The organism is Paenibacillus agaridevorans, assembly GCF_018604145.1.
Classification (GTDB): domain Bacteria; phylum Bacillota; class Bacilli; order Paenibacillales; family Paenibacillaceae; genus Pristimantibacillus; species Pristimantibacillus agaridevorans.
On record NZ_CP075889.1, the window covers coordinates 8,924,337 to 8,936,208 of the forward strand.

The following is an 11,872-nucleotide window of genomic DNA, read 5'->3' on the forward strand; positions in this document are numbered from 1 at the left end:
AACCCCCTGGTTATTCCGATGAATTCTAGGGGGTGCATTTTTTATGGCAGTGAAGGGACAGAAGTTTAAATCATATACAGAGGAAGATATGAAGGAAGCGATCCGTCTACATATTGAGGAGAAGTGGAAAAATCAAATGATGCGCTAGATGGCGTGGTTTTTTCGAATACGCCTGCTTTTTCGGCAATGTTAGGTGTGTTTCCTGCTTTCCGAGTATTGGAGGCAGCCCGAAATGAGCCTGTCGCTGGGCAGCTTCGCAATCGCATCATCAGTGTTGGGAGAGCTGGTAACGGCTTCACCCAGGCAAGCCAGCGCGCACAAACTATAAATTTTTATAAGCAAATGTCGAAATTTATGAACTGTTCTAACCTTCCTTCTCCTATACCATTAGCGTATAGACAGACAGCTTGCAAGTTTGCGTATGGAGGGACTGCATATGGTGAGAACAGAATATCCGCGTCCGCAGTTTCAGCGGACGGAATGGATGAACTTAAATGGACAATGGGAATTTGAATTCGACGACGAGAGAGCGGGTTTGCGCGAACAATGGCAGCATGGCGGCCGCAACTTTTCGAAGAAGATTCAGGTGCCGTATGGCTTCGAAAGCAAGCTTAGCGGCATTGGCGATCCTGCCGCGCATGACGTTGTCTGGTACCAGAGAGACTTCCAATTATCGGATGCTTACCGTAACAAACGCGTGTTGATTCATTTCGGAGCGGTAGATTATACCGCGATCGTGTGGGTGAACGGCATGAAGGTCGGTGAGCATGAAGGCGGCCATACCTCCTTCTCGTTCGATGTGACGGAAGCTCTTCAGGAAGGCGACAACAAGCTGGTTGTTCGCGCCGAGGATTATGCCAGAGATCTCGCTGTTCCCCGGGGCAAGCAATACTGGAAGGATCAATCCGAGACGATCTTCTATACTCGGACGACGGGCATCTGGCAGACGGTTTGGCTGGAACCAGTAAGCGAAATCTATATCGAACGCGTAAAGCTTACGCCGGATATCGATGCGAATACTTGTAGCCTGCGCGTGTTCGTCAGCGGCCTGGAGCTTGTCTCGGGCAAGGTAGAGCTCAAAGTGACAGCGATCTTTAAAAGCGCGGTCGAAGCGGAGTCTACCTTCGCGATCGGCAAAAGCGTGTCGAGCCACATCATCAGCTTGAATGACTTCAACTATCATGACAGCCGTTGGAACCGATGGTGGTCTCCGGAGCATCCGCATCTGTACGATCTGCAGCTGGTGCTGACGGTAGACGGCAAGGAAGTGGACCGTGTCGACAGTTACTTTGGGATGCGGAAAATCTCGATAGAGAAGGGGAAAGTTTGCTTAAACAACCATCCGTACTATATGAAGTTGGTGCTCGATCAAGGCTACTTCCCGGACGGATTACTCACCGCGCCTTCAGACGATAGCATTCGCCAGGATGTGGAGCTCACGAAAGCGATGGGTTTCAACGGCGCTCGCAAGCATCAGAAGATCGAGGATCCTCGTTATCTGTACTGGTGCGATAAGCTTGGACTCCTAGTTTGGGGAGAAACGGCGAATGCGTATGAGATGCACGAGAATTATGTGCTGCGCTTCACCTCAGAATGGCAGGCGGCGGTAGAACGGGACTATAACCATCCGTGCATCATAGCCTGGGTTCCGCTAAACGAAAGCTGGGGCGTGCCGAACATCCTGCATGACAAGCGAGAGCAGCAACATGCGCTTGCGATGTATCATCTGACCAAGTCGCTGGATCCGACGAGATTCGTTATTTCCAATGACGGCTGGGAGCATATGAAGAGCGACCTCCTTACGATCCACGACTATGAATGGCGCGAGGATAAGCTGAATGAACGTTACTCGGATTTGGAATCGGCATTACAGGCAAGACCGGCCGACCGTCAGCTCCATGTAGGCGGCATCAAGTACGAGGGCGAGCCTATTGTCGTCTCGGAGTTCGGAGGGATCTCCTTCAAGAAGAGCGATTGGGAGGGGTGGGGATACTCTGGCGCCAATAGCGACGAGGATTTCCTCAGCCGTCTCGCTGCCGTTATCCGTCCGATGCTGCAATCTCCGGTTGTGCAAGGTTTCTGCTACACGCAACTGACGGATGTCGAGCAGGAGATTAACGGCCTGCTGACTTACGACCGCAAACCGAAGGTTCCGCTGGAGCAGATTAAGAGAATCATGGACGGTCTGTCATGAGATCCCAGTTCCGAAGCGTTAAGCTGCCGCTTATTCTGATGACCGTGCCGTTTTTCGCCTTGGTGCTCCTATTCAGCTACGTACCGCTTTTCGGCTGGCTGATGGCGTTTCAGGATTATTTTCCAGGTTCGCCGATTTTGGGCCAAAATTTCGTGGGACTGCGACATTTCGAGCGGATTCTGACCGACGAGCAGTTTATGCTGGCTCTGCGCAACACGCTGGTGCTTAGCTTCCTGAGTTTAATTACGTCTCCGGCCCCGATGCTGCTTGCGTTATTGCTGAACGAAGTGAGAAAGCTATGGTTCCGCAAGTTCGTACAGACGGTATCGTCGTTCCCAAACTTTATCTCATGGATTATCGTGTATTCGATTTTCTTCTCCTTCTTCTCGATCGACGAGGGTGCGTTCAACCGGTTCCTTCTGGATTTGGGAGTGATCACCACGCCTAAGGACGTGCTGGCCGACTCCGGATTCGCTTGGTACTTCCAAACTCTGGTCGGCATGTGGAAGGGACTGGGCTGGGGAGCTATTATCTACTTGGCTGCCCTGAGCGGAATCGATCAAGAGCAGTACGAGGCTGCGCGGGTTGACGGCGCAAGCCGCTTCCAAGAAGCCTGGCATATCTCGCTTCCTGGCATGATGCCGACGTTCGTCGTTCTGTTCATCCTGGGAATCGGCAACCTGCTTGCCGGCGGCGGCTTCGAGCAGATGTTCACGTTCATGAACCCTATGGTTATGGATAAGCTCGAGAACCTGGATACGTACACGTATAAGATCGGTTTGCAAGGCTTGAGCTTCTCGTACGCTACGGCTGTCGGTGTCATGAAGTCCGTCGTCAGCATTCTGCTGCTTATTACTGCTAACGCAATAAGCAAGCGCGTGAACGGCCGATCGATTCTATAACGACGAAGAAGCAAGGAGTGAAACAAGATGATAAAGGAATCGGCGTCCTACCGGGTATTCAGCGTATTCAACTATATCGTGCTCGGGTTGCTTGCGCTGGTGACCTGCTACCCGTTTTATTTTATCTTAATCTATTCGCTGTCTGATCCGGCGCTGGTCGTGGGGAACCCAAGCTTCCTGCTGCCCCGCGACTTCTCGCTGGTGAACTATATCGAAATTTTCAAGAAAAATGATCTGACTGGACCGGTGACGATATCGCTAGGACGAACGGTGTCCGGCACGTTGCTGACGCTGATTGGCTGCGCGATGCTCGCCTTCGGATTGACGAAGAAAGCGACTCCGATGCGCAAACCGATGTACATTACGGTTGTCATGACGATGTACATCAACGCTGGTCTCATTCCTAACTATATCCTCATGTATGAGTTGAACCTGCTGAATACGTTCTGGATTTACATCATTCCGGGAATGATTAACGCGTTTTTCCTCGTGCTCATCAAGACGTACTTCGAGCAACTCCCTCCGGAGCTGGAGGAAGCCGCCATGATGGAAGGAGCCAGTTACTTCACAGTGTTCTGGCGCATCGCTTTGCCGCTCTCCAAACCGATTATGGCGACGATCATCATTTTCGCAGCGGTCGGCCAGTGGAATAACTGGATGGACAACTTGCTCTATAACACGAGGCAAGAGCTTATGACGCTTCAACTCATGCTGCTGCGTTTCTTGCAGAGCCAATCGTACAGTCTTCGCGACGCAGCATTGCTGCAAGCAGCTCAGGACACGTTAGCCATAACGCCGACGTCTCTGCGGATGTCGATAACTGTACTCGTGGTCATTCCGGTGTTTCTCGTATACCCGTTTTTGCAAAGATATTTTGTCAAAGGCATCATGATTGGTGCCGTTAAAGGTTGATCTGTTGCGGCGAGAGCCGAATAGATACAGAATAGACACTATAGGGAGGTTGCAAAAGATGAAGAAGTTTTCCTTTATTGCCGTGTCATTGGCCATTCTCATGCTCTTCATGGCGGCTTGTTCGAACGGCGGAAGCAGCAACAACGGCAACAAGGGGCAAAGAAATACCCCATCAGCCACTGCTGAATCGGGAGACGAGGTGAAGCAAGAAAAGGTTACGATTAAGGTGTTCCACGCCAATACCGGAACGCTGCCGGCGAACATGCTAGACAATCCGGTTATGGCTGAGATCGAGAAGCGAATCGGCGTGAAGCTGGAATTCGTGAATACGGGCGGCAACCAAGACGAAGCAAACCAACGCTTGTCGACACTGATCGCTACGAACGACCTGCCGGATCTTATCATTACCGGAGATATGAATATCAACAAACTAATGCTGAAAAATGGTATGATAGCACCGCTCGATGAGTTGATCGCCCAGCATGGTCCAGATCTGACGGCAAACGTCAAAGAAGGCCTGGACTACAGTAAGCTTATGTATTCCGAAGGACAAGACGGCCTGTACTTCATTCCCGGCTTGATCGGCGACGAAAGCTTCTATCCGATGGGTTACGATCTCGTCTTTCAGCTTCGTGGAGACCTGCTGGAGCAATCCGGCCTTGGTGAGCTGAAGAGCCTCGAGGACCTGTTGGCATTCGGAAAGAAGGCGCAGGAGCTTGAACCGACGAACGCGGAAGGACAGAAGACATACCTGACCGGCATTCCGTTCGCGGATGCAGGAGGCTGGGATTATGTCGACTGGAACACATCGCACAATGACGGCTTTGCCGGTGTGGGGGGCTTCAACTATCTGGATATCGAGAAGAATGAGCTGGTACCAAGATTCACGGACGCGAACAATTCCTTCTGGAAAGCGATGAGCTTCTGGAACAAAGCATACCACCAAGGTTTGCTCGATCCGGAATCCGCTACGATGAAGGCGCAGCAAGTACAAGACAAAGGCAAGGCGTTGCGTTACCACCTTGGTCTCGCGAACTGGCAGATCGGCTGGCCGAACGACGTCATCCGCGGAAACAAAGACGAAGTGAAAGGCTTTATCCCGACGCTGCTTGACGCGAAGGCGAACAACACGTTTTTCCGCTTCTCGTCGCCGGTCGGAAATAATATGCTATGGTCGATCGCGAAAGGCTCCGATAAGAAAGAAGCAGTCATGAAATTCATGAACTTCGCTTCAAGTTGGGATGGAGTTGAACTGATGTGGAACGGACCGGAAGGCGAGCTGTGGAACATGGATGGCGGTGTGCCTGTGCCGCTGCCAGTTGATCCGAACGTACCTGCGGATCCGGACGCAACGAAGAAAATCGGCAATGCCTACATGGCTCCGAACTTCGTAATTAACGGGAAGCCGGCAAACCCTGACAAGGGCTGGAAGGTTAAATACGGAGATAACGCTCCAGAGCGTTATATCGATAACATGACGGCTCCAGAGAAGAAATACATCGAGACTAACTCGCTTGACTACCCAACGCAAATATTCGAGACGCGCGATAACTACTCCGTTAACACGTCCCTCATCGATCCGGTCAAGCCGGATCCGAACAGCGACGTTGCGCTGCAGGAGCAGAAAATCAAAACGTATCTCGATATGAACATTGCCAGAGTCATCTTCTCGAAGGATGATGCGGCGTACGAGGCGGCAAAACAGAAGTTCATCGACGAGCTTAATGGCATGGGCATCGAGCAAGTTATGAATTTCTACAAGGAAGGCTTTGATGCGAACAAGCAGAAGCTGAGTGAGCTTCAATAATAAGATGGCAAAGAGGGGAGAAGATTCCCCTCTTTGCCTATTTATCCGAAGCGGGAGTGAACCGTGAGCATGAAATGGAAAAAATTATCCTTGCGCGCTAAACTGATCATCGTCTATTTCTTCTCCGTCTTCATCCCGCTGTTGCTCATCGCACAGGTCATTTTGAACGTCTCGGAGAACCAGATCATCCGCCAGACGACGGAGCTGACCCAGGAGGCGGCGGAGCAGATGGGCAATAACGTGCAGGATCTCTTGCAGCAGTACGCGGATCTTGTGACGCGCTTTAGCATGGACGAGACGCTCCACTATTATTTGAACCCGTTGAACGAATACAGCGAAATGCTCGACAGCATTGACGCGTATCAATATTATTTGAAGCCGATCACGTACGACTTCGGCCTGCAGAACGTTGCGACGAGCCTGAACATTTATTTCGTCAATGGAACGCTGCTGCCGGGACTTGGTATCTATGAGCGAATCGACGACAAAGTGCAAGCTATGCCGGAATTTACGCGAGCTGTTGATGCTGGATCAGGCATCGTATGGGGCAAGTCGGGAAAAGATCTGTACGTGAGCAAGTCGATACGTAATTTGAATGGCAATCTGTTCGGGGTTGTCACGATCCGGTTCGAAGAGGAGCGGCTCTATTCTCTCATGAAGGAGAGCGATCCAAGGGAGCGGCGCACATCCATCTTGGACGAAGCGGGAAGAGTCGTCTCCTCCAATGAACGTTCGCTGATTGATCAAGTGTTGTTTGCTGCGCAGGAACAAGAGAGGCAAGTGGAAGAGGAAGATTTTAAAATCATTACGACGGAGATTGACGGCAAGATGCTGCCGGATTGGCGCATCGTAACGGAAGCGCCGATTGATAGCCTGCTGCGGGAAGCGAAGCAGGTACGTACGACCAGCCTTATCGTAACAGGGCTGACGCTGCTGTTTTCCTGCTGCTTGATCATCTTGTTTCTGGGCAAAATCATGGATCGAATTCGCAAGCTGCTGCGCACGATGACTCAGGTGAAACAGGGGAAATTCGTCACGGTGGAGGACGAGGGTAACGCGGATGAAATCGGACAGTTGACTAAAAACTTCAATCAGATGGTTGAGGGGCTCGAGCGCTCCATTGAGGAAAATTATGTCATCCGCCTGTCGCTCCAGGATGCTCAGATCAAGAAACGAGATGCGGAGCTGTACGCTCTGCACAGCCAGATTAACCCGCATTTTCTCTTCAATACTCTGGAATCGATCCGGATGAAGCTGATTACGGCGTCCACGTCAGATCAGAATCGCGAGACAGCTGGCATGGTCAGGAATCTCTCGAAAATATTGCGGAAAACGTTGAACTGGCATAATGACGTCATTGAGCTGCAAGAGGAGATGGACTTCGTCCAAAGCTATATCGAGATTCAGAAGGCCCGGTTCCATGACAAAATTACGGAGGAGCTGGACATTGATGAATCGCTCCTCACCTTGCAGATACCGAAGTTGATCGTTCAGCCGATCGTCGAAAACGCGATAAAGCACGGCATCGAGAATAAGAAGGGCAAAGGCATCATTGCTATCAGGGTGAGGGAAGAGGGGGAGGCGGTACGTATTATCGTGCACGACAATGGGATTGGCATCGAGGCGCCCAAACTGGAGAGGATCCAGCAGTCTCTTGCACAGCCAGGGACGAACCGCAAGGAAGGACGGGCCATCGGCTTGCAGAACGTTCATGACCGGATCGCGCTTCATTACGGGGAAGGGTACGGTTTGACCATGGACAGCACGGTAGGCGAAGGTACGACGATTTCGCTCTACATTCCGAGACATCATGAGCAGACGGAGGGGAAACCGCATGTTTAGAGTGGTCATCGCGGACGACGAATACGATATCCGGCAAGGCTTGAAGCACGTGATCGATTGGTACGGGGAAGACTTCGTCATCGTTGGGGAAGCGGAGGACGGTGACGAGGCTCTGGAGCTGTACAAGAAGGAACGCCCGAACCTGCTTATTACCGATATTAAGATGCCGGGACTGAACGGCTTGCAGCTGTCCCGTGCCGTGAAGGAGCTGGATGAAAACGCCAAAATCATTATTTTGAGCGGGTACGACGACTTCGCTTTCGCCAAGGAAGCGATTCAGTACGGAGTAAGCAGTTATCTGCTCAAGCCTGTCGACGAAGACGAGCTTCGAGCCGTATTGGCGAGCGTCCGGCGCGCGCTCGAGGACGAATGGTCGACAGATTATCAGAATCGTAAACAGGAGAAGTGGGTGCATGATTATTTCTTCCAGAAGCTGATTCGGGGCGAGTCGATTCAGGAGGAAGTGGCGGAGACGATGCACTGGCAGGCGCTGCTCGAGCGTCATTATTACCGCGTGCTGTTGGTCGAGCTGGCGCATTACGGTGATATGCTGCTGGAGCTGAGGGAGAGCGAAATTCATTTGATCCGGTTCGCCGTACGCAATATTCTCGAGGATATCGTAAGGACGTTTGACATCGGGTTCGTATTTGAGGAGAGCGAGCAGCGGTTCGGAATTCTACTCGTCGGCGAAGACAGGGAACTGTCGACCGACTCGATCGGTCCGCTGCTGCAGCAAATCGTCGACTTCACCAGGGAGTATGCCAAGCAGCAGGTGATGGTCGGGGCAGGCATGATGGTCGGGCACGCATCGTCGATCGTCCGCTCCTACGAGAAGGCGAAGACAGCGCTCGGCAAGTCATTTTTCACTCCGCAAGCAGAAATCTTTACCGACGAAGACGCGCAGGGAGCCGTTCCGGCTTGGTCGCTTGATTGGCATGCGGATAAGTTGAAGGAAGAGGTTCTCCATGCCAATCGCAAGGGGTGGGAGATTGAGCTGAGGGCGCTGTTCCAGGAGCTGGAAGAGCGGTCTGCGCCAATCGGAACGGTTCGGAGCGTTATTGTCTCGGCGATAATGCAGCTCTCGCGGCTGGTGATCGAACAAGAAGGCGATTGGAAACAGCTGTACGCAGACCGCTATGGCGAATCCGATTGGATCGCGGAGCTGAAGAGCCAGGAGGAAGCAAGACGAGAGCTTGTTCGGCTATGCGATAGCATATCGGAGTTTTTGCGGAAGACGCGGGAGACGCCGCCAGATTCGGAGATCTCCGGCGTGGCAGCGTACATTCGCAGCCACTATTGGGAAGATATCAATTTGAAAAAGATTGCGGGCATGTTTTATATTACCTCAGGCTATCTCGGCCAGCTGTTTAAGAAGGAGACAGGCAAATACTTCAATGATTTTATTAACGAAATTCGCGTCGAGGCAGCGAAAAAGCTGCTGCGAGACCCGCGATGGTCAATCGCCGACATCGCCGAGAAGGTTGGGTATAAGAATACGAACCACTTGTACTTGCATTTCAAAAACTACGCCGGAATCAGTCCGGGCGATTATAGGAAGCAGCTTTAGATGAGCTGGTGCAAAGAAGAGTCATGACTTTAGGCGGCAATGTGGCGACCGAAAGCGATGGTACTCTTTTTTTGTCCGAATCAAGAAGGAGGATAAACATGATTCTAATGAGTATCAAATCGGGCTCGTACATGCTTGGCGTCGTACCGGTGATCACAGGCGGCTATGCCGTCGAGCTTCATCATGAGGAGGACGGCCGCCGGGAGACCATCTTCAAACAAGATCGGCCCGTATCCGTTTGGCTGAAAACCGCTAATGGCGAGGAACTGCTCGTCTCTGTGCCGTATCGGGACAGCGCTTGGAAACGGGGCAAGCTACTGCTTGCCGGAGAAGCGCGCAGCGGCGGGGGAACGGTCATCCGTGTGGAAGACGTATACGAAGCGGGAGAGGAGGAGGGGGAAGGGGAAGGCATCTTCCAGATGTCGCGGCAAGTAACGGTTGTAGAAGCGGGGAGCGACGCGGAAGGCTTTACGTCGCAATTCGGAATGGAGTCGGCTTTAGGCGGGAGTTTAAGCGACTACGAAATGTTCGCGCCTGGCGTCTGGTACCGGGGCAATGAAAACGTCGTGAAGACGGCAATCGCCAGCGATTATTCGCGTCCTGATATCCATATGCGCGAGATGCGGCTGGCGCTGCCGTTCTTGCTGATGAGGGATCCGCATACGGGGTACTCGCTGTCGGTCGGGCGCGCCAACGCATCGTCTTCATCGGATGCGGACGAGACCAGCCCAGACTGGCTGGTAGATGAATCGATGCAATACGGAAGCTTCGGCATAAGAACAGGCGTTTTGCCGAGTCTGCAATTCCGGTATCCCGGATGGGAAGGAGATACTAACTATATCGACCGCAGCGTGCCATGGATTCGCAGGAGCCACCCGGTCCGGCCTGGGCTGTCGCACGACTACCGGTTGCTGCTTCGAATAGAGCGTAAGTCGCAGGATTATGCGGAAGCGATGAGGGGCGCATGGCGCTTCTTCTATGAGGCGGCTAGACCTGAGATCAAACGTCTGGATCTGTCTGCTGTATATGGCAATGCCGTCTGTCTGCTGGACCACTACTGCCAAAACTACAACGGCGTGTTGGGCTTGCCGTTCAAGGCGCAACTGCCTACAGGCGAAGTGACCGGTCATGCGATGGTCATGGGCTTCGTCGGGCAGCAGCTCCCGGCGGCTTATCAGATGATCCGCCACGGTTATTTACGCGACGAGCCTTCTTTAATCCGGAAGGGCATCGACATCGTCGACTTCTGGGTGCAGCGTTCCTTGACACCGGCGGGTCTGCCGAAAACCTGGTATGAGCCGTTCTTCGAAGGAACGGGCAACTTCACGAACGGCAGCGTTGATCTACGCACAATGTCGGACGGGATGGAGGGAGCGCTGGACGCCTATCTTCTAATGAAACGGCATGGCGCAGAGCGCGCGGATTGGCTGCGATATATCGCCCGATTCGGCGATTGGCTGGCGGCGAGTCAGAACGACGACGGCTCCTATTGCCGGCTGTACGGTTTGGACGGAAAGCCCGTCCATCCTGGAAAACACAACACGACGAATCCGGTCAGGTTCCTGCTCCGTCTGCACGATGCAACCGGTCTGCAGGTTTATCGAGACGCGGCGCTTAGAGCGGGGAACTATGCGTACGAGCAAGTATACGAGCGGTTCCATTACTTCGGCGGTACGTCGGATAACGATAACACGATCGACAAGGAAGCGGGCGCGATGGCGATGAATGCGTTTCTGGCTTTGTATGAGCATACAGACGAAGAGAAATGGCTGGGGGCGTTTCAGGGTGCGGCAGATTTTACGGAAACTTGGATGTTCGCATGGGATTACAACCTGAGGCAGGGCGGCACGCGCTGGGAAGCAAGAGACGCCTTCCTGCCGCAGTGGATCATGGTGGATTTGGAAAAAACGGAGATTGTTCAGGCGGTGCAGGTCCCATTCTATCCGGACAACTCCATGTATGAATACCATATGGAGACATCGATGGACCGCTTGCATTGGGTAGCCTTCGTCCCTAATGCCGAGGCGCGGTATGTGCGTGTGACGATAACGGGAATGAACGAAATGGCAGATATGAGGGTCAGCGTTTGGTCGCTCGACGTGTTGGGCGCAGACGAACGAAACTTCGCATTAAAGAAGCCGGCTTCCGCTTCCTCATGGCGCAATGAGATGTTCCATGCGGACAAGGCCGTAGACGGCCGAGGTCCGGATTACCGTTCGCCCATTGCCGAAGGGCTGATCGGACGGAGTATTGTCGCGACCGGCCATACGTATGCGGATATGTACATGGCCTACAAGTCTTCCCAATTTTACAGACTGTATCTGTTCACGGGCGATTCCCACTACCTGCATGTCGCACTGTTGCTGCAGCATAACGTGAACCGGCTGACGGATTGGGATGGAACCAAAGGCTATTCGCATCCCGGACTTATCGAGGAAGGAGCGGGCGTAGCGGAATTCGTCTACCGCCCGATCGATGTCTGGCTGACCTGGTGCACAGTCGCCCAGCTTGAACCGCTGTCGGAGCTTGAGGACCGATTCGGAACGTATTCTATCGACCGAATCGAGGAGCTTCCTTTGCAGCAGAGAATAACCAGAAATCGATTTCGAAATTTTTAGAACAATATTCGTAGTATTTGCATAGTTCGC

General features: G+C 52.7%; 7 protein-coding genes. All 7 read left to right on the top strand.

The genetic code is table 11. The features are described 5' to 3' along the window. Positions 1 to 436 precede the first annotated feature (436 nt). A complete protein-coding gene (locus KJW29_RS35510) occupies positions 437 to 2,194 on the top strand; it encodes a glycoside hydrolase family 2 protein (RefSeq protein WP_246608508.1) in 1,758 nt (585 codons plus the stop codon). Then, complete coding sequence (locus KJW29_RS35515; protein WP_214628210.1) at positions 2,191 to 3,096, top strand: ABC transporter permease; 906 nt, start codon at positions 2,191 to 2,193, stop codon at positions 3,094 to 3,096. Before KJW29_RS35510 ends, KJW29_RS35515 begins: the two co-directional genes overlap by 4 nt. A gap of 27 nt (positions 3,097 to 3,123) precedes the next feature. Continuing rightward, complete coding sequence (locus KJW29_RS35520) at positions 3,124 to 4,008, top strand: carbohydrate ABC transporter permease (RefSeq protein ID WP_214628211.1); 885 nt, start codon at positions 3,124 to 3,126, stop codon at positions 4,006 to 4,008. A gap of 58 nt (positions 4,009 to 4,066) precedes the next feature. Then, positions 4,067 to 5,815, top strand: a complete 1,749-nt coding sequence (locus tag KJW29_RS35525; RefSeq protein ID WP_214628212.1) for a type 2 periplasmic-binding domain-containing protein — start codon at positions 4,067 to 4,069, stop codon at positions 5,813 to 5,815. Between the two features lie 69 nt (positions 5,816 to 5,884). Then, positions 5,885 to 7,657 carry a cache domain-containing sensor histidine kinase gene (locus KJW29_RS35530; protein ID WP_214628213.1) on the top strand — a complete coding sequence of 591 codons (1,773 nt, stop codon included), beginning with the start codon at positions 5,885 to 5,887 and terminating at the stop codon, positions 7,655 to 7,657. After that, positions 7,650 to 9,224 (top strand): response regulator, encoded by a 1,575-nt coding sequence (locus tag KJW29_RS35535; protein ID WP_214628214.1) that lies wholly within the window; start codon positions 7,650 to 7,652, stop codon positions 9,222 to 9,224. The genes KJW29_RS35530 and KJW29_RS35535 overlap by 8 nt, the downstream gene beginning before the upstream one ends. A gap of 98 nt (positions 9,225 to 9,322) precedes the next feature. Then, the gene (locus KJW29_RS35540) at positions 9,323 to 11,842 is read left to right on the top strand and encodes a discoidin domain-containing protein (protein ID WP_214628215.1); all 2,520 of its coding nucleotides are present in this window, start codon (positions 9,323 to 9,325) and stop codon (positions 11,840 to 11,842) included. Positions 11,843 to 11,872: the final 30 nt, after the last annotated feature.